The 17530-nt window shown below is 38.9% G+C and carries 21 protein-coding genes; 6 read left to right on the forward strand and 15 right to left on the reverse strand.

The genetic code is table 11. The features are described 5' to 3' along the window. Positions 1-17: 17 nt before the first annotated feature. The 3 genes from AC27HL_RS12370 to AC27HL_RS12380 form a co-directional block, all read right to left on the reverse strand. Positions 18-800 carry a hypothetical protein gene (locus AC27HL_RS12370; protein WP_487081311.1) on the reverse strand — a complete coding sequence of 261 codons (783 nt, stop codon included), beginning with the start codon at positions 798-800 and terminating at the stop codon, positions 18-20. 70 nt (positions 801-870) lie between these two features. Continuing rightward, positions 871-1380, reverse strand: a complete 510-nt coding sequence (locus AC27HL_RS12375) for a CreA family protein (RefSeq protein WP_487081312.1) — start codon at positions 1378-1380, stop codon at positions 871-873. Beyond that, a complete protein-coding gene (locus AC27HL_RS12380; protein ID WP_487081313.1) occupies positions 1370-2419 on the reverse strand; it encodes an isoaspartyl peptidase/L-asparaginase family protein in 1050 nt (349 codons plus the stop codon). The genes AC27HL_RS12375 and AC27HL_RS12380 overlap by 11 nt, the downstream gene beginning before the upstream one ends. A gap of 175 nt (positions 2420-2594) precedes the next feature. Here AC27HL_RS12380 and AC27HL_RS12385 point away from each other — a divergent pair, with 175 nt between their 5' ends. Further along, complete coding sequence (locus tag AC27HL_RS12385; protein ID WP_487081314.1) at positions 2595-3404, forward strand: crotonase/enoyl-CoA hydratase family protein; 810 nt, start codon at positions 2595-2597, stop codon at positions 3402-3404. Positions 3405-3442: 38 nt separating this feature from the next. Further along, positions 3443-3898 (forward strand): GNAT family N-acetyltransferase, encoded by a 456-nt coding sequence (locus AC27HL_RS12390; RefSeq protein ID WP_487081315.1) that lies wholly within the window; start codon positions 3443-3445, stop codon positions 3896-3898. Positions 3899-3992: 94 nt separating this feature from the next. Here the strand turns inward: AC27HL_RS12390 and AC27HL_RS12395 are convergent, their stop codons facing one another. The 4 genes from AC27HL_RS12395 to AC27HL_RS12410 form a co-directional block, all read right to left on the reverse strand. Beyond that, positions 3993-4283 carry an ion channel gene (locus tag AC27HL_RS12395; RefSeq protein ID WP_487081316.1) on the reverse strand — a complete coding sequence of 97 codons (291 nt, stop codon included), beginning with the start codon at positions 4281-4283 and terminating at the stop codon, positions 3993-3995. Between the two features lie 163 nt (positions 4284-4446). Beyond that, positions 4447-7488, reverse strand: a complete 3042-nt coding sequence (locus AC27HL_RS12400; RefSeq protein WP_487081317.1) for an efflux RND transporter permease subunit — start codon at positions 7486-7488, stop codon at positions 4447-4449. A gap of 2 nt (positions 7489-7490) precedes the next feature. Continuing rightward, entirely contained in the window at positions 7491-8609 is a 1119-nt protein-coding gene (locus tag AC27HL_RS12405) for an efflux RND transporter periplasmic adaptor subunit (protein ID WP_487081318.1), read from the reverse strand. 54 nt (positions 8610-8663) lie between these two features. Next, a complete protein-coding gene (locus tag AC27HL_RS12410; protein WP_487081319.1) occupies positions 8664-10205 on the reverse strand; it encodes an efflux transporter outer membrane subunit in 1542 nt (513 codons plus the stop codon). Positions 10206-10518: 313 nt separating this feature from the next. Between AC27HL_RS12410 and AC27HL_RS12415 the strand changes: the two genes are divergently transcribed. Further along, a complete protein-coding gene (locus tag AC27HL_RS12415) occupies positions 10519-10977 on the forward strand; it encodes a MarR family winged helix-turn-helix transcriptional regulator (RefSeq protein ID WP_487081320.1) in 459 nt (152 codons plus the stop codon). Between the two features lie 101 nt (positions 10978-11078). Here the strand turns inward: AC27HL_RS12415 and AC27HL_RS12420 are convergent, their stop codons facing one another. The 3 genes from AC27HL_RS12420 to AC27HL_RS12430 form a co-directional block, all read right to left on the reverse strand. Then, positions 11079-11465 (reverse strand): hypothetical protein, encoded by a 387-nt coding sequence (locus AC27HL_RS12420; RefSeq protein ID WP_487081321.1) that lies wholly within the window; start codon positions 11463-11465, stop codon positions 11079-11081. Between the two features lie 248 nt (positions 11466-11713). Continuing rightward, positions 11714-12163, reverse strand: a complete 450-nt coding sequence (locus tag AC27HL_RS12425; RefSeq protein WP_487081322.1) for a hypothetical protein — start codon at positions 12161-12163, stop codon at positions 11714-11716. A 13-nt stretch (positions 12164-12176) separates the two neighbouring features. Continuing rightward, positions 12177-12602: a cytochrome c gene (locus tag AC27HL_RS12430; RefSeq protein ID WP_487081323.1), complete on the reverse strand. Its 426-nt coding sequence runs from the start codon at positions 12600-12602 to the stop codon at positions 12177-12179. A 94-nt stretch (positions 12603-12696) separates the two neighbouring features. Between AC27HL_RS12430 and AC27HL_RS12435 the strand changes: the two genes are divergently transcribed. The 3 genes from AC27HL_RS12435 to AC27HL_RS12445 all read left to right on the forward strand — a co-directional run bounded on the left by AC27HL_RS12435 (position 12697) and on the right by AC27HL_RS12445 (position 15062). After that, the gene (locus AC27HL_RS12435) at positions 12697-13317 is read left to right on the forward strand and encodes a cytochrome b/b6 domain-containing protein (RefSeq protein WP_487081324.1); all 621 of its coding nucleotides are present in this window, start codon (positions 12697-12699) and stop codon (positions 13315-13317) included. Between the two features lie 48 nt (positions 13318-13365). After that, a complete protein-coding gene (locus AC27HL_RS12440) occupies positions 13366-13797 on the forward strand; it encodes a MarR family winged helix-turn-helix transcriptional regulator (protein WP_487081325.1) in 432 nt (143 codons plus the stop codon). Between the two features lie 410 nt (positions 13798-14207). Next, a complete protein-coding gene (locus AC27HL_RS12445; RefSeq protein ID WP_487081326.1) occupies positions 14208-15062 on the forward strand; it encodes a substrate-binding periplasmic protein in 855 nt (284 codons plus the stop codon). A 92-nt stretch (positions 15063-15154) separates the two neighbouring features. Here AC27HL_RS12445 and AC27HL_RS12450 read toward each other — a convergent pair whose 3' ends face one another. The 5 genes from AC27HL_RS12450 to AC27HL_RS12470 all read right to left on the reverse strand — a co-directional run bounded on the left by AC27HL_RS12450 (position 15155) and on the right by AC27HL_RS12470 (position 17514). Then, complete coding sequence (locus tag AC27HL_RS12450; protein ID WP_487081327.1) at positions 15155-15667, reverse strand: P-loop NTPase family protein; 513 nt, start codon at positions 15665-15667, stop codon at positions 15155-15157. A gap of 119 nt (positions 15668-15786) precedes the next feature. After that, positions 15787-15999, reverse strand: coding sequence for a DUF2986 domain-containing protein (locus tag AC27HL_RS12455; protein WP_487081328.1), 213 nt, complete (start codon positions 15997-15999; stop codon positions 15787-15789). Between the two features lie 163 nt (positions 16000-16162). Continuing rightward, positions 16163-16423: a DUF5062 family protein gene (locus tag AC27HL_RS12460; RefSeq protein ID WP_487081329.1), complete on the reverse strand. Its 261-nt coding sequence runs from the start codon at positions 16421-16423 to the stop codon at positions 16163-16165. An 85-nt stretch (positions 16424-16508) separates the two neighbouring features. After that, complete coding sequence (locus AC27HL_RS12465; RefSeq protein WP_487081330.1) at positions 16509-16895, reverse strand: VOC family protein; 387 nt, start codon at positions 16893-16895, stop codon at positions 16509-16511. A 49-nt stretch (positions 16896-16944) separates the two neighbouring features. Beyond that, complete coding sequence (locus AC27HL_RS12470) at positions 16945-17514, reverse strand: DUF3087 family protein (RefSeq protein WP_487081331.1); 570 nt, start codon at positions 17512-17514, stop codon at positions 16945-16947. Positions 17515-17530: the final 16 nt, after the last annotated feature.

Here is a 17530-nt window from a genome sequence, read left to right on the forward strand (position 1 = left end):
AACATGGTGTTCAACGATTAATTCATAACGGCTAATAACGCCGGTTGTGCGCTGCTAGTGAGTGACTGTTCTATACTTTTGTAAGCATTCGAAAAGTCTTTTCGTAAATGTGACTTTAAATGCGTTTTAACTTTTTTAATTGGCTCTTTTTTTAATACGCAAAAAAGCGCCAATGCGTACAAAGTTTCTGGCTCAGTTAACGCGGCTTGACGATTCAAACTGGCGTTATTACACGAACCACAACCACCTTTAAATTGATAAGCGGTATTGGCAAAAATAACACCAAACCCCATAAAACAGGCTACTAAATCAATCGCTTGCGGTAAGTATTCTTTACCGCCTGGCGGTAACACTTTATTTGAAACCACTAAAATACTGGCAAGTGCTTGGCTAATGCCGGCAATTAAGTCTTGCGGTTGATTCACCTGGTTAGGCGAGTATGCCAAGTTTAAAAACTCTGAGTTAGTACTAAAGGTAACTTCGGCATGTTCACCACGAATAACCTTGCCTATGGTCAAATCTTCCAGCGCGGCATTTGGCGCTGAAGCATTATTGGATAACTGCACAGGCCATTGCTGCATACCCGCATAATTTTTAGTATTGGCAAACATGGCTTGCGCCATTTCATCAATACTCGACACTGTGCCAGGATAAAACTCATTTGTTGGTAACACCAAACGTGTTTCTTTTTTTAATACATTAATATCAAAATTTTCAATAGCCCACGCAAAAGTATCAAGGATCCAGTTTTGGGTATTTTCATCAATAATGGCTTTTGGGCTAAACAGTTTTGCTAACATAATTTCTACTACTTTCTTTTACAATTAAACGCTAAATATTTTTATTCAAAGCCTTTTAATCAAAACAGGCTTAAGGGTTACCATCGGCATTTTGTGCTAATGCCCAACTCCACGCCTTAGTGTTATATAGCGGCACAGTTGATAATGAATGATGGTGACTACCTGAAGATTCTTTTGTTGAATAAGACAGATAAATTAAAGTTTTATTTTCAGCATCATAAATACGTCTCACTTTTAAGCTTTTAAATAAAATACTTTTTGACTCTTTAAATACCACTTCACCATTTTTTGAACGGTCAATTTTTGCTAAATCTTGCGCTGATATCTCTCCCGTTTGTCGACAAGCGATGCTCATATCGGACGGGTCGGAAAAATCTAAATCCGCTTCGACATGACTAATATGGCAAGTGACGCCAGTCACTAATGGGTCTTGTTTAGCGGTTATCACAACATCTTTAGTGGTAAATAAACCTAAACTGACTTTCCCGACATCATCTGAGCATGCAGATAGTGCCAACACGGTTGCGAAAACTGCAGTTAACTTCTTCAAACTAGATGTTTTACTGATACTATTTATCATCTTTAAAAATCCCAATGAATGCTTCGCCATTTGACGATTTGCTTGCACGATACATGCCTGAGCTATTAAACGGCATGGTAATATTACCCGCATGATCAATAGCGATAATACCACCTGAGCCACCGGCTGACACTAACACGTCATTAACCACTACATCCGCCGCTTGTTCAAGACTAATATTTTGATACTGCATACGGGCACAAATATCTGCTGCAACATGATAGCGAATAAAATATTCTCCATGGCCTGTGGCGGAAACTGCACAGCTTTCATTATTGGCATAAGTACCGGCACCGATAATGGGAGAGTCACCAATACGGCCAAAGCGTTTCGCGGTCATACCACCAGTACTTGTACCTGCCGTTAAGGTGCCCGACTTATCTAATGCTACCGCACCGACGGTACCAAATTTATATTCATTAGGTAACGTTTGATGAGCAGCTTGAAAGTCTTTCAATTCTTTTTCTTGCTCGGCTAATTTCTTTTTCGCGCGCAGTAATGATTTATACCTGTGCTCGGTATCAAAATAACTATTTTCAACACGTTCAACACCTTGTTGTTTGGCAAATAATTCAGCACCTTCGCCACTTAACATTACATGTACCGATTTTTCCATCACTTTTTCAGCCAATGCAATCGGGCTTTTTATCGTTTTAACACCAGAAACTGCACCAGCATTTAAAGTTTTACCGTTCATGATGGAAGCATCAAGCTCATGTTCGCCATCAAAAGTATAAACAGCACCTTTACCAGCATTGAATAATGGTGAATCCTCTAATATTTGAATAGCCGCGATTACAGCTGCTTGACTAGACTCACCTTTTGCTAATAACGCAAAGCCCGCATCACGCGCCTGTTTCAATTTACTTTCGTAAGCAGCACGCTTTTCTGTAGTCATTTTACTTTTGCTTATCGTGCCTGCACCACCATGAATAGCAATGGCAAACGGCTTATCTTGATAGGCTTGAACAATATTACTCACTAAAAGCGGGATAGTCGCCAACGTGATAACACTCGATAAAATTAACTTGTTTTTCATAACCTTTCACCAATGTTTCGCAAAATATAAAAAATAATGCATGACAATGTGCGATAAAAAGTCGGCTTTTACAAGTATCTGTTCCAAAAGAGCCCGGCTGGTAGTGGACATCAATATTGACTTTCGCTAAGGTACTGGTCATACCATTTGAAATACGACTAGAACAAGGATGCCCATGATCAGCCAAAGAATTACCGTTGACATAGTCGATAATATTGCCCACGTAACACTTAATCGAGCCGAAAAACTTAATGCGCTAGATATGCCAATGTTTCTTGCCATTGATAAAACCATGAAAATGTTACGTAAAAATCGGGCAATTCGGGCCGTTATTGTTTCAGGTAATGGTGATGACTTTTGCTCAGGTTTAGACGTTAAATCCATTATGAAATCACCAATGAGCATGATTAAACTACTTTTTAAAACGCTACCATGGCGCGCTAATTTAGCACAGCGGGTGTCGACAAGTTGGCGAGATATTCCAGCTCCGGTGATATGCGCAATTCATGGCCGTTGTTGGGGCGGTGGATTACAAATCGCCTTAGGCGCTGATTTTCGATTTGCAACGCCTGATGCCTCTCTTTCAATAATGGAGGGCAAATGGGGCTTAATACCAGATATGGGTGGCACCATTGCACTGCGCGACTTAATACCGATTGACCAAGCCAAAAAGCTGGCTATGACAGCAGAAGAATTTACCGGCCAACAAGCACTAGCATTAAATTTAGTGACCGAAGTTAGTGAAACACCACTTACTGATGCACAAGCCTTTGCCGAGTCATTACTGACGAAATCACCCGATGCCCTTGCCGCCAATAAAAAGCTTTATAACAAAAGTTGGCAAGGCAGCAATGGCTGGGCATTATTTCGTGAGTCTTATTATCAAATTAAAATTTTAATTGGCAAAAATGTTCATCGAAAAATCTACAATCAAACCCATGATATTGACCAACAAAAACAATTTTTGCCGCGTAAAAAATGGTAACATGAGTATAGATTGTTCCATTAAGAAAAATTAAAAATATGCAGATAAAAGTTGATGATTTAAATGGCGGCGAAGTTATCGCTTTACTCGAAGAACATTTAGCTGATATGTACGCTACCTCACCACCAGAAAGCGTACATGCCTTAGATATTTCTGCCTTAAAAGATCCTGCAATCACTTTTTACAGCTGCTGGAAAAACAATAGTTTACTTGGTTGTGCCGCCCTACGTGAAATTGACGAAAATCACGCTGAGCTCAAATCAATGAGAACCACAACCAAGGCACGAAACTTAGGCGTTGCTTCAGCCTTAATGCAACACTTGCTAAAAGTAGCAACTGCTCGACAATACCGACAAATGAGTTTAGAAACGGGGTCAATGGACTTTTTCAAACCTGCTAGAGCACTGTATAAAAAGTTTGGTTTTAACTATTGTGGTCCATTTGGTGATTACCAATTAGATGACAATAGCCGATTTATGACACGTGCTATTTAATATATTAAACACAGTACATAACTAAGTACTCAAAAATTCAATCTAACCATAATAATTCATCAATAGATAATTAAGCTATTCAAATAAGCTTACGTTAATCGGCTTCGGTGTACTGAATTTCAACAAAAGCGACTGACATTGACCATGCAACAAGGCTGATACCCGTTAATGACTCTACACTAGTGAATAAACGAATTAGGCCCTGGGGCACAATGTCTCCAAAGCCTAAAGTAGTAAATACTGTTGATGAGTAGTAAAAATAATCTGTGATTGAAGTTAAGTCACTGCCGGTTAATGAACCAAATTTAGGGTTTGATAACATCAACTTATAAGCGAAAGCGAAAATACATATTTCAACAATATGAGCAAAAATAAGGCAAAGCATTACCTTAAATATTCTGCTTCGTCCAATTTGTAGCCCAGACACTCTACTTCTCTTTAACCACAGCATAACTTGCGAATGTATCCATACGCTGATCACTATCGTAAAGATGGCGATCAGCCATTCGTAAATAAAGTAACTTACCTCCATAACTGTATTTTCAGTATTATGCTGGTTTTGTTTTATAAAATAGCGAATAAAGTACAGGCAAGAGTACCATGGTTAATAATGTACCAAACGCGAGGCCTGCCATAATGGCTACTGCTAACCCTTGCCAAAACAGATCGGGCACTAAAGGTATAACGCCTAACACTGTTGTTGCAGCTGCTAAAAATACCGGTCTGACACGAGAAATTGCAGCATCAATAATGGCTTGATGCGGTGATTTTCCATCAGCCTTCTCTAGGTTGATTTGGTCGACGAGTACGATGGCATTTTTTATCATCATGCCAGATAAACTCATAACGCCAAGCAAGGTCACAAAACCAAATGCCGCACCGCTCATTTGTAAGCCAGGCGAAACCCCAATCATAACAAACGGGATGAGTAGCATGATAATTACCATAGGGCGAAGTTCATTAAACAATGCAACCAAAATAAATAAAATGATGGCTAACGCAGGAACCACACCTGGAATTAATGATGCTTGAGAGTCAATGGTACTTTTATGCTCACCAAACCACTCTAATTTATAACCTTTTGGTAATTCTATTTGACTGAACTCGTCTAATACTGACGCTCTTAGTGCCGCGACTGTTGTATCAACAGGCGTTGCTTGCACCGTAATTGCCCTATGGCGATTATATCGCCATATTGTTGGGTTAACCCATTCAGTGGCAATACCATCGGTAACTTGGCCTAAAGGTACTGATATTGACTGGTTTACTGGTTCAATTTGCAGCGTTTCTAAGCTATTGATGCTTCTTTCATCAATATTTTCTCTTACTATAATAGGTAATAGGTTGTCATCTCGACGGTAAGTTCCAATAGTGAACCCGTCATAATAACGTTTAGTGGTATTGGCAAGGTCGGAGCGAGAAATTCCTGTGCGACGACCTTTTACTTGATTATATTCAGGTACTACATCTAATACTTGTTGACGCCAGTCGGTGGAGATTTCTTTAGCAAGTGGTGATTGATGTAAAATTGCCATACCTTTTGCCGCTAAGTCTCTTAATACTTCAGGATCAGCATCGGCTGGGCCAATAAATCTCGCTTCAAATTCCCATGTTAGTGCCGGGCCTACGGTGTATTTTCTGATCCGAGTCATGGCATCAGGGATATTTTCTCCTAACCATAATTGTAGGTCGTCAATAACATTTGCCATGTCGTCAAGTTCATGGACATTGACAATAAGCTGTCCATAGGAAGAGTTAGGTTTTTCAGGGTCTACCGGTAAGTAGAATCGTGGTGAGCCTTGACCGATAAATGCAGATACCGTTTGCACTCTGTCATCAGCCAATAAATAGTCCTCTATAGGAATGATGCCTTTCGAGGTTGTTTGCACTCGTGTACCTTGTGGACTCCAATAGTCCACCATAAACTTGGTCATTGCTGAACTTGGGAAGAATATTTGTTTTACATTACCAAATGTACCTAAAGCAACAACTAAAAGCGCCACCATACTTATAACCGTGAGTAAGCGTTTTTGTAATGAAAACTCGAGCAAACGGCGAAAGCCAGATAACAGCTTACCTTCAGAGTGGTTCTCTTGAGCGTCATTATGCAGCATATACATGCATTGCAGTGGCGTTATCGTTAGTGATATTACCCAGCTCACCATCAATGAGATGGCAACAACAATAAATAAGGCGCGACAATATTCGCCAGCACCTTCAACTGAGGCAAAGATAGGATAAAAAGCCATGACGGCAATCACAGTTGCACCAAGCAACGCCATCGAAGGTCCTTTCGCGGCTTCAACAGCGGCCTTTTTCTTATCTAATCCTTTTTGAATTTTAACAACATAGCCTTCAGCAACAACAATGGCATTATCTACCATCATGCCTAAGGCTATGATTAACGCCCCTAATGACATGCGGTGTAGATCAATGCCAAAAACTGCCATCAAGATAAACGTGCCTAGAATAGTTAAGGTTAATGCAGTACCAATAACTATGCCCATTTTCCAACCCATAGCGATGGTGAGGACGACCAATACGATGGCAACAGCTTGCATGAAATTAATTAAAAATGACTGTACTGACTCGTCTACGGCGCTTGGTTGCCAATGAATAGGTATCATTTCTACACCAACAGGCAATCGTTCTTTAACTTCTGCTAGTTTTTGTGAAACGCGTGCACCCATTTCTACGACATTGGTGCCTTCAATAGGAGATATGGATAGTACAATTGCATCTCTGCCGTTAAGGCGCATTGTCGCGGTAGAGGGTTCAACATAACCTTCACTGATTGTCCCGATATCACTGATACGAATAAATTCGCTAATATTGTCGCGAGACTGTCCGTGAACTAATAAATTGCCAATATCTTGTGGTGTTTTGAAGCTGCCTGAAGGCTGAACATTTAATCGGTATCCGCCTGATTCAATGTGCCCTGCATCGACAATAAGGTTTTGGTTGCTTAACAAGGTGGTAATTGATGCGCTTGATAAGCCTAAACTCGCCAATTTGCTTTCTGATACGTCAATATAAATTGCCGCTTGCTGGTCACCCCATAGGCTAACTCGAGCAACGCCTTCTACCAGACTAACTTCTTTTTGAACTAATTTAACGTAATCATGAACTTCGGTATTATTATAACCATCACCAATAACACCGACCATGAGTCCATATACAGCGCCAAAATCATCAATCACTTGAGATGAGCCCGCGCCTTTAGGCAACTCACCTTGAACATCACTGACTTGACGACGTAATTTGTCCCAGACTTGAGGTAGTCTGTCCGCCCAATACTCGGCTTTAATTGACACGGTAATGAGTGAAGATCCCGCCATTGACCGAGAATGTAATGAATCGAGTTCAGGCATTTCTTGCAATGCATTTTCTATGCGATCAGTGACTTCTTGTTCAACCTCTGTTGGGGTCGCCCCGTAGTAAGGCGTCATAATTAACGCATTTTTCACGGTAAATTCAGGATCTTCCAATTGCCCCAATGAAAAAAAGCTAAATATCCCAGCTACCGTTAGCAAAAAAACACTAAATAAGGTTACAACCTTATTTTTGATAACAAATTCAGTGAGATTCATAGTTACTTTCCTTCACTTTCTAGTAGACGAACCTTTTGCCCTTCTGTTAAAAAATGTACGCCCGCTGTCGCTATCCAGTCTCCAGACTTCAGGCCTTGGGTAATGGTTACCCCTTGGTCTATTAAATTGCCTTTTTGTACTTTGTGTTTAGTGACGGTTTGTGAGTCTTGGTTATATAGCCATACATAAGTTGTTTTGGCATCTGTAGAACTAAATATTGATTTTAACGGCACGATAACGGGTTGGTTGCCATCAGTAGCACGAATAACATCACCTGTTGCGTTACCTGACATACCCGGAAGAATATCAATACCAACCGGTGGCTCCATAATTATACGCACTTGGAATGTGCGAGTTGACTGCGATGCTTCGTTACTTACTTCCTTAATTTTTGCCGGTATGGTGACATTAGGGAAAGCATCGAATGTTACTCGAATATTTTGTACGTAAGGTAAGTTTGAAATTAAGTTTTCAGGAATATTAACGTCCATTTCGATTTTAGACATATCGACCACGCGAAAAATCGCAGAGTTGCTATTTATATCTTGAAAATTGTCGACGAAACGTTGCACGACGACACCATCAAACGGTGCTTTTAAGGTGGCATAACTTAGCTTATCTTCTGCTGCGTTTAATAGGGCCTCTGAAGACGCTTGAGCAGCATCTGCTTGTTCAAAAGTCGCTTGGCGCAAGTCGATAGTAGATTGGCTAACTGCACCTGGATCTGATTTTTGAATGCGTAAAACCCTTTCATATTCTACTTTTGCATTTTTTAGTTGCGCTTTTGCACTGGCCAATCCTGCTTTAGCATTGGCGACTTCAACTTCAAAATCTCTTTGGTCAAGCACAGCTAATACATCACCAACACGCACTTCTTGCCCTATTTTTACCGGCATTTTATCGAGTGTGCCCGATACTCGAAATGACAGGTCAACTTCTTGTGTCGCTTTTGCAACACCAGGAAAACTTTTCCCTGCAATTTTTTCAGCAGAGCCGATTTGCATTGCTTTAATTGGACGTACTACTTCTTTTTGTGGCTGTGCTGCCGGTTGGCAAGCAGTTAACACTCCAAGGGCTATCAAGGTGGTAAAACTACGGTTGATACTTGGGATAAATTTCATTCTGTTCTCCGAAAAATACTGTTTTTGTGTTATCGCTGTATGTATAAGGATAGATTAGTTCTCAAGGTTATTATCCCAATCTGTTCTTTGTGTCATTTGAGAAATGGTCGCTTTGTTTAATGAAATCGAGTCATTTAACTCCCATCCACCACCCATTGCTTTGAATAAAGAGACAACATCTAACGCTATTTGCCCTTTGGCTTGAGCTTGGTTTTGCCTGACATTCACCAGTTGGCGTAAAGAGTCTAGTACTGACTGGTAATCTGTAGCGCCATCTTTATATTGCTCTAATGCCAACGAGGTTGCGCGGTCATAGGCTTGTGCACTTTGAGATAGATGACTCTCTATCTGTGTCGATTTATCTAGTGAAACTAGCGCGTCTTCTGCTTCTTTTACTGCGCTAATTACCGTGTACTTATAAGCTTCTATCGCCTGTTGTAGTCGAGCGTCGGCGGCTCGCACATTGTTAGCAACGCGTTCAAAGTTAAATATATTCCATGAAACCCCTAATCCGGCAGTATATTGGAGTGCGTCACTACTCAATAAGTCACTGGTTGAACTACCTGAAGAACCGCCAGCAAGCGTTGGAATGCCCGTTGTTAATGAATACCCTAAGCTTCCAGAAAGTGAAAATGTTGGGTAATAGTCTGCCTCTTTAACGCCAAGCTCGGCATTTTGCAATTTTGCCAAATATTCAGCAGAGCGTATATCGGGCCTACGTCTGAGCAGATCTACAGAAATGTTCGCCGCATTTTTATCATCAAATTGCGGGATGCTCAAAGAGCCATTTAACTTTGCCAATATCGCCATTCTGTGGGTACCGAGTAAAACAGCGAGTGCTGTTTCCATTTGGTATAATTGTTGTTCTAAGGAGGGAAGTTGTGAACGCGTTTCAAATACTAAGGCACGGGCTTGTTGTAGATCTAATTCGGTTCGTCCGCCATTTTTATACCAAACTTGTGCGATTTCCAGTGAACGCTCTTGCAATTCAATATTGTTTTTTAATAGTGAAATACGTTGTTGTAGTGTTCGTATCCCAATATAATTACTCGCTACTTCCGCCGTTACCGAAATTAACATATCGCCATAGTCTGCCATCAAAGATAGATGACTCGCATTAGCAGACTCTCGTTGGCGCAACAATCGCCCCCAAACATCTATTTCCCAGCTGCTATCAAATCCTAGCGAATACATTTCGTTATTATCTAATGGTGACGGTGAGGAATGCTCACTTTGGCTGGTTGTTGAAGCGTTGCCATTGAGGTTTATATTAGGAAGATTGTTAGCATTAGTTAGCCCTAAAATAGCCCTTGCTTCGACAATTCTTAATGCTGACTGTCTTAAACTAAGGTTTTCCTGTTCAGCTTGAGAAATCAAAGCCGTTAGCGTTGAGTCGTTAAAGTTTAACCACCAAGCTTTCCCTGTAGCTTTTGATGCTTCCTCGTTGTTATTGAATGACCACTTTTTTGGAACATCAACTTTTGGCTGAATAAAATCTGAACCAACTGTCGTACACCCAGCTAATACTGATACAGCTACCAAGGAGCCTAGTTTTTTTTGCAGTTGTTTAACCTGTGGAGCGATATAAATTTTCATTGTTTGTTCTCTCATTAATCAGTGATTAACTGACAAGTGCTCTGATAGGAAAGCGTGTCATTCTTCCGCCAGAAATCACTAGTTAACGTCATTGTGCAATAAATAATATTGCATTTTTTAAGTATAGTTGCAAATGCAATGGTTGCTAATGATATAATTGTAAAGGCAAGTAATCAATAAGTGTTAGTCGCTTTTATTAAAAATTGCTGAAGCTAGATAAAAGTATATAAAAGCTGTGTATATAAATTAGTACCGTGGCCATACTTTTTAGCGTAAAATTACAGCCAGATTTTTATGTTGTGGGGATCATCAATTGGCAGAAGAACGCGATGGCGCTAAATTACCTAGGATCAGTAGTTTTGGCTGGTTAGTAGCTGTATTGGGAGCTGATTTGGCTGATAGCCTCGATAAGCGACTAAAAGAAATCGGCTTGAATTTGGGTTTGTGGCCAACACTGTTTGCCCTTTGGGAAGAGGATGGTTTAACGCAAAAAGAACTCGCGACCCGATGCAGCACAGCACATTATACAACTACTCGGGTATTAGATTCTCTTGAGTCGTTAGCATTAGTAAAAAGGCATCCTCATCCGAGCAGTAGAAGGGCGCATTTGGTTTACCTTACCGAAAAAGGCAAAGCCCTTGAAGAAACTGCTACTGCACAAGCTATTGACTGTAACGCTGAATTTATGTCGGCACTTTCGTCTGATGAACAAGTCCAGATAAAAAAGTTATTACTGAAAATTTTAGCAAATAGAAATGTAGGTATTGGTTAAAGTAGCAATAACCAAATGACATTAAGCGCATGATAATTAAAGTTTTAGCATGTCAATGAATTTACTTTGGCAATGAGAAAGTTTTACTTTAGAAAAGCATCTCAATTTAATTGGTTTGCTTGTAGCCATTGCAGTGAATCTGAATTTTTAGAGAAGCACTTATATTCTAAATTCAACGTTTGGAAGATCTTATCAATGATGACTTCTTGCGATTCAAGAACAATAGTATACGCGAAAAACTGGCAGCCAAGTTCACTACATAATAGAAGAAATTGCCTGATATCATCAATTGCTTCCCAAACCATTAACGTTTCTTTATCTAATGTAAGTAACATTTGCCAGCTATTTAAATTTTTGCTTTTGGCAAGTTTTAAAGCGTCAGCACAACTTTTCTGTACACCTTCCAAATTAAAGCCACCGATAAGCTCAAGTGTTAAAATGTTGTTTTGTAACGCTACAGAGTAGTTTCCATGAGCAGTGAATATCATTTGCTACCTTAATAACATGAATCGAATTGTAGAATAAACAACTTAAGTGTAGGTTTTGAATGGAGAAAGGTAAAGTGAATGCCAATATGGATATTGTATTTTGATTGTTTTAGACAAGCGATTATTACACTAAGAATGATGGCGGACGAATGTCAGGTTTAATACTATAGCTGTCCTTTAATTAGACAGACTATAACTGTGATATTCGCCCTGTGATGTTTTTTTGAGTGTTATGAAAAATATGGTTTTTAGTTGCGTTTTTTATTTTTAGAGATACTAAGCCCGTCTCTTAAGTTTAAAGACATCAAACTTATATTGGTAAAACCAGCGAATAACTCAATTCCTTGTACTATGTAAAATGTAGTACCAAAACTTACCGATTCTGCTAGCATTTTTAGGTAAATAGCGGCAGGGGTCAGTACTAAAATTCCATTTGCCGCGATGAATGGCATCCGGCTCTTCTTCTTGCCTATCACACCTGATTTCGCCTTAGGCGCTAGTTTATGGCCTGTGCCGCCGGCAATAGCCATGGCAGGAATAACGAACCATATAGCGTAAAAAATATAGGTCTTAACTGTAATAATTAGTGCTTGGTCCCCGATTAATTCTGACACTATGCTACTAATGAAAAATATTGATATAAGTATCAGCGCGGTGGTTGCAGATGCTGCGTGTATCTTGATTAGTGTGTTTCTCATAGTCTTTCTCCGGTTACCAAAGTGAACGATATTTCATGTGACATGAACGACAAGTTGAATTTGCCGTATCTACAGCATGCTCTAATTTATTAATGTCGCGAACTTTACTGGCGCTTTCGACTTGCAGATATAGCAAAGACCAGTTATCCAATTTATTCTCAAAATCAGGCCAATTTGCCCAAATTTTTGTTTTACTTCGCCCATCTCCTTTTGAATGCTCAGGAAATAATTGTTTAAGTTTTAAAACATCTTTTGCTAGGCGATTAGCAAGCTCTGCGGACTTTACCCAGTTTGCATCGTCAACAAAATCTTCTAATAACTCAGAATCATCTTCTATTTTTTTATAAAGTTGCTGACGCTCGTCGACGACTAATTGTTCAGCATAACTTGGACAATTAAAAAGCAATGTAATTAAGCCAATAGACAACCAATTCTTCATATCTTCTTCCTTATCGATCAAATTAAATATGATGACACTATAACTTGCATATGATACATTTGCAAATGCAACTATATTTTGTAAGGTATATATTTTGAAAATTTGGGACTTGCCAACAAGAATTTATCATTGGCTTCAAGCACTTATCTTTATGGTGTTGGCCTTGAGTGGCTTCGAGTTATTTGGCTCAGAACAATTACATGAAAGGTTTGGGGCTGCTTTGGCTGTATTAGTATTTTGGCGCCTTGGCTGGGGAGTAATCGGAAGTGACACCTCGCGCTTTGTAAACTTTATACCTAGCGCTAGTAAAATATTGGCGTATGTGCGAGGTAACGCTAAACAGAGTGTTGGCCATAATCCTCTAGGCGCATTAATGGTGTTAAGTATGCTGATATTACTATTATTTCAGATCATATCTGGGGTTGTTATTTCGGAGTTTATCGATGGTAAAAGCTTGTTTGAAAGGCAAACGCTTAAGATGTTAAAAAGCAATCATGAAATTATTGCCTGGACCTTAATAATATGCAGTTGCTTTCATGTGTTAGCGATATTGGTTTATAAACTCAAAGGCAAGCCTTTGCTTATGGCAATGATTACGGGCTCTACAAACAATATATCTTCGGCTCGTCCAGAACTCGCCAGCAAACGTCGAGCTGCTATGTTACTGATGATGACCATATTGCTTGTGACCTTAACTATTAACCTACTGAACTAAGGATATTACTTTGTTGTTATTTGATGTGTTTAAAGGGTGTTTATTCATATGAGCTTTGGCTGGAAAATAGCCGTATTGGCAGAAAGCATGAGTACGAGTTTAGACAAGGAGCTAAGGCAAATAGGTTTAAGTATTAACCAATGGCCAACACTACTTGTATTGTGGAATGAAGATGGCTTAACCCAATCTGAATTAACAGCGCGCAGTAATACTGCACACTACACTACAACTCGTTTATTAGATACGTTAGAAAAGATGAAGCTTGTAGAGCGTTGCTCTCACCCAAAAAGTAGAAGAGCACATCTAGTTTATTTAACAGAGAAAGGACGAGCACTTACCAAAGAAGCGGTTGCAAAAGCTGCTTTGGTCAACGAGAAATTTTTTGACGGCTTTTCCGCAAATGAGAAAGAGCAGTTAGAGTTACTAATCTTAAGAATGATTAAGGCCCAAAACTCACCATTGCAGCCAATAGCTTTGTAGGTATAAATCACGAAAGCAGAAATAACCAATTTATGACACAGATTTCTAATTCACTGCTACTAATTTATCGTTAATAACCAAAATTTGAACACCTACTCATGCGTCATTACTTGAATATAAACCACCGAAAAAAAACTTGGATAATGAATATAGATCCTTTCCTTAAATCAGATTATTTGCCGTTTACCTGCTGCCATAGCAATGACAAACTAAAAACATGACGTTATTATAAATTGAAATTGTTAAGCATTAAGAAAAGTATACTATCGAAATTAATTCCACATAATTGTATGCTTACGCGACAATCAACTTTAACTCCGATACCCTCCCCTCGATGCCAATTAAGCTTGTGATATTAATTGAGGTATCATTGTCAATATTAATAAGTTAAGGAAGTAACAATTACTCAAATGAATTATTTATCCAGTCTAGCTGGAAAGTTCAACCTGATAGTCAGTTTTGTATTGGCGGTTTTCTTTTCCCCATATGGCGAAACTGCTGAAGTCAGGTGTAATAAAACTTTAACAGTACATTTAGATTTGCACCCTCCCTCAGCTTATCTCGATAACAATGAACAAGTGGCTGGCATGGACGCAATGCTGGCTAAAAAGATTTTAACCCAAGCTGGTTGTCAAGTTCGTTGGCACCTAGCCCCCATGACTGGAGAGAGAATTTTAAGAAGCCTGCAAGAGGGTAAATTTGACGTTATGATCCGTGCGTCCAAAACCGTTAAGCGACAAGAATACGCATATTTTAGTGTTCCTTATCGTGATGAAGTTGTTGGTTTATTTAGTCGAAAACAGCTTGAACTTCCACCTACATTTAATATAGCTGACGCGCTCGAGCAAAAGTTACGTTTGATTGGTCCTGTAAGTGGTTGGTATGGTGAAGAATTTGAAAAACTGCGTAGCAAATGGCAACAAGAGCGGCTTTATACCGCGTACCCTGATGCCAAACGTGCGACAGAATTACTGTTTATTGAACCCAGTAGAGGCAGTCTACTGTTAGTAGATGCTGACATATTTTATCTTCACCTGGGTAAAGAAAGGTATAAACAGGTAACATTAGTTGGTAACAATCTGCATATTAGCCCAGCGTCTTTGATGTTTAGTCACAAATCTATTGATAAAAGTGATTTAATCGCTATCAACCAAGCTATTTTACAATTACAAAAATCGGGAGAGTTAAAAGCTATTGAAAATAGCTATCGCCCCCAACCATTACAAAAGCTATTAGAAGCTAATATTTTAGGCTTTAGAGAATAACGACTAAAAAATTAGCCTGATCAGAGTTTGGATATTTAAGCGCCAATTTTGAGTATAAAAGTATTCGAACTCATTAACTTACTAATTTATCATTACTGGTTATTAATATACTGAGTTTTTTTGCCTGCAAACTCATCATAAAGCTGTTGATGTGCTAATTTTGAAAAGGTGTCTGTGCGCTGGTCATATTGAGCAATCCAGTCAATTAACATAGCTAAATTTGCATCTTGCGCAGCTTTACTTTCATATTTATGTGGCTCCCAAGGACGATTTTTAGCATTTGTAATGCAAAGTTCAATCGGCAAATTCATAAAAATTATTTCACTACATTTTGCTAAAGTTTGCGCTAGCAAATCACTGTAACACCCTTCTATAACCCACTCTTGGTGTTGGTTGATAAAGCTATTAATCTCGGCAACCGATACCGCAATACTTTGCCGCTGAGGAATAGGATTACTATCGGTTGTTGGTAACCAAGCTAAAGTATCTAAATCTAAATGCGCTAGATGATATTCTGCCGCTAGTTTTTTCGCTAAGCTCGACTTTCCTGACGCTGAATTACCAAAAACGACAATTTTTCTTGCTTGACTAGAGTTTATTTCCATATTTGTTATTAACCCCTATCTATTATTAGTAATCTCTGCCAGCTTTATAGTGGCCACTCAAATTCATTAATGCGTTTTTTAACTTGGCTACTGATTTATCTTTATTGTGTTTTGCGAGTTTACTCTTCAGCACTTTGGGTTGCATTTTCAATCACAATTTCTTCTGAATCTGCTAACGAATGACTGTCAACATTCGCCTCTGCTTCTTTGGCGGCAATCGCAGCACGCTCAGCTTTAGAAATATATTTTGGCTTATTCGATTTTTGACGCTTGGCGTTCATTTTTTTAACCTTAGCTTTCAAGGTTTGGTTAATTTTCTTTTTACGGTTCATAGCACTAATTTACTTTTAAATTTACGGTTAGTTCATTACATCATTTAAGCAGTTATTTTGAAAAAATAATGATGCAATTGAGAAAAACTCAACTGGCTACAGCAGCCAGTTGGTTTGATAACAAGTATCGACGGGCTATCTTAAAAACTTATGCTTTGAGTCTTTACTTCAGCAGTGGATGATTCTCAGGTAATTGTTTAGCAATCCATAGCGCCAGCTTGTGCTTCATGCTTGCTAAGTCTTCACCATCTTTGGGTAAAGGCTGGATAAGTTTATCATTTACCAATAAACGATATAAAGCTTCAACTTTTTCTTTCGCGGCGTTAGTTGCTGAAAAGCCTTTATAACCACGATTTTTTGCATAATTCTCGCCAATTACAATGGCTTTCTTTAATAGCTCATTTTCATTTTTTAACTTCTTCATTCGTGGTGCTTTATCCTATATTACTTATAAAAATGACAATAAGGCTTAGGAAAAGTCTTACCCAAGCCTGTTAACGCATTATTGTTTAAGCCGTTGGCATATCTAAATAAAAAGCATTAAGTTTATTGCCGTCTAAATCACGGAAATAACCTGCATAAAAGCCTTCCATTTCTCCTCTAGGTCCAGCAGGACCTTCACATGTAGCTCCAAGCTCTAGTGCTTTTTGATAGAAAGCATCAACTTCGTCGGTCGAATTAAGCATAATAGCAACCATAACACCATTGCCTACAGTTGCTGGCTGGCCATCAAACGGCTTAGTAATTGAAATCCCCGCTTGATCTGGCCCTTTTGACCATGCCACAAACTGCTCGGTTTCCAAAAAACGACCTGCTCCTATTGTACCTAGCAGTTCATCATAAAACGCCACAGCTCGCTCTAAATTGTTGGTGCCTAACGTAACATAACCTATCATGATAAAGTCCTTATTTTTAGCTATATTATTATGAAGTACGCTGTTTTTATTAAAACTCTTGCAGCATACTTTGTTGGTATTGCTCAGTCGATATTGTTAATTGTTTATTATCGATTTGACTTTGCAAATCGGTAATATCTTTGTTTAGTTTAGACATTGTTAGAGTATTGTCATCTAGCAGGTAAACTTGCTTTAAACTTTCATAATAGAAATTTAGAATAATCAAGGCATTAATATCATCATTTGCCGCTGCGGCTTTTATTTTTTTTAGCTTACGATAAATAAAGTTCTGTTGCTGCTTTATCTGCCAAACATAAAACACTTCTGTGAAAAATTCACTATGTCGCAATCTATGCAGCACTAACGCACATGTTAATAATGCCAATACAACACCAAGAAAGTTGTACTTAAAATTACTTTCTGTAGTTTCAACGTTGCTGCCAGCTTCTGCCGTAGTAGCGGTAGTTATTTCAACTGTCGCAGGCATTGTGTCGGCGAATAAAGCGATGAGTCCCTGCCCATACGCTAATGCTAATACTAATAAACTGGCGATAAAACTAACAATAATAATATTTAAACGTTTACGGTAAATGGCTTTTTCAATATTTTTCAAATTCATGGTTTACTTAACTTTT

Source organism: Colwellia aquaemaris, assembly GCF_057548755.1.

What these genes read in the sequence shown, in the direction of transcription:
- AC27HL_RS12385 (WP_487081314.1), top strand. Translation starts at nt 2,595, where the DNA reads ATGATCAGCCAAAGAATTACCGTTGACATAGTCGATAATATTGCCCAC.
- AC27HL_RS12420 (WP_487081321.1), bottom strand. Translation starts at nt 11,465, where the DNA reads ATGATATTCACTGCTCATGGAAACTACTCTGTAGCGTTACAAAACAAC.
- AC27HL_RS12375 (WP_487081312.1), bottom strand. Translation starts at nt 1,380, where the DNA reads ATGATAAATAGTATCAGTAAAACATCTAGTTTGAAGAAGTTAACTGCA.
- AC27HL_RS12470 (WP_487081331.1), bottom strand. Translation starts at nt 17,514, where the DNA reads ATGAATTTGAAAAATATTGAAAAAGCCATTTACCGTAAACGTTTAAAT.
- AC27HL_RS12395 (WP_487081316.1), bottom strand. Translation starts at nt 4,283, where the DNA reads ATGCTTTGCCTTATTTTTGCTCATATTGTTGAAATATGTATTTTCGCT.
- AC27HL_RS12460 (WP_487081329.1), bottom strand. Translation starts at nt 16,423, where the DNA reads ATGAAGAAGTTAAAAAATGAAAATGAGCTATTAAAGAAAGCCATTGTA.
- AC27HL_RS12465 (WP_487081330.1), bottom strand. Translation starts at nt 16,895, where the DNA reads ATGATAGGTTATGTTACGTTAGGCACCAACAATTTAGAGCGAGCTGTG.
- AC27HL_RS12405 (WP_487081318.1), bottom strand. Translation starts at nt 8,609, where the DNA reads ATGAAATTTATCCCAAGTATCAACCGTAGTTTTACCACCTTGATAGCC.
- AC27HL_RS12450 (WP_487081327.1), bottom strand. Translation starts at nt 15,667, where the DNA reads ATGGAAATAAACTCTAGTCAAGCAAGAAAAATTGTCGTTTTTGGTAAT.
- AC27HL_RS12445 (WP_487081326.1), top strand. Translation starts at nt 14,208, where the DNA reads ATGAATTATTTATCCAGTCTAGCTGGAAAGTTCAACCTGATAGTCAGT.
- AC27HL_RS12440 (WP_487081325.1), top strand. Translation starts at nt 13,366, where the DNA reads ATGAGCTTTGGCTGGAAAATAGCCGTATTGGCAGAAAGCATGAGTACG.
- AC27HL_RS12380 (WP_487081313.1), bottom strand. Translation starts at nt 2,419, where the DNA reads ATGAAAAACAAGTTAATTTTATCGAGTGTTATCACGTTGGCGACTATC.
- AC27HL_RS12430 (WP_487081323.1), bottom strand. Translation starts at nt 12,602, where the DNA reads ATGAAGAATTGGTTGTCTATTGGCTTAATTACATTGCTTTTTAATTGT.
- AC27HL_RS12390 (WP_487081315.1), top strand. Translation starts at nt 3,443, where the DNA reads ATGCAGATAAAAGTTGATGATTTAAATGGCGGCGAAGTTATCGCTTTA.
- AC27HL_RS12410 (WP_487081319.1), bottom strand. Translation starts at nt 10,205, where the DNA reads ATGAAAATTTATATCGCTCCACAGGTTAAACAACTGCAAAAAAAACTA.
- AC27HL_RS12400 (WP_487081317.1), bottom strand. Translation starts at nt 7,488, where the DNA reads ATGAATCTCACTGAATTTGTTATCAAAAATAAGGTTGTAACCTTATTT.
- AC27HL_RS12370 (WP_487081311.1), bottom strand. Translation starts at nt 800, where the DNA reads ATGTTAGCAAAACTGTTTAGCCCAAAAGCCATTATTGATGAAAATACC.
- AC27HL_RS12455 (WP_487081328.1), bottom strand. Translation starts at nt 15,999, where the DNA reads ATGAACCGTAAAAAGAAAATTAACCAAACCTTGAAAGCTAAGGTTAAA.
- AC27HL_RS12425 (WP_487081322.1), bottom strand. Translation starts at nt 12,163, where the DNA reads ATGAGAAACACACTAATCAAGATACACGCAGCATCTGCAACCACCGCG.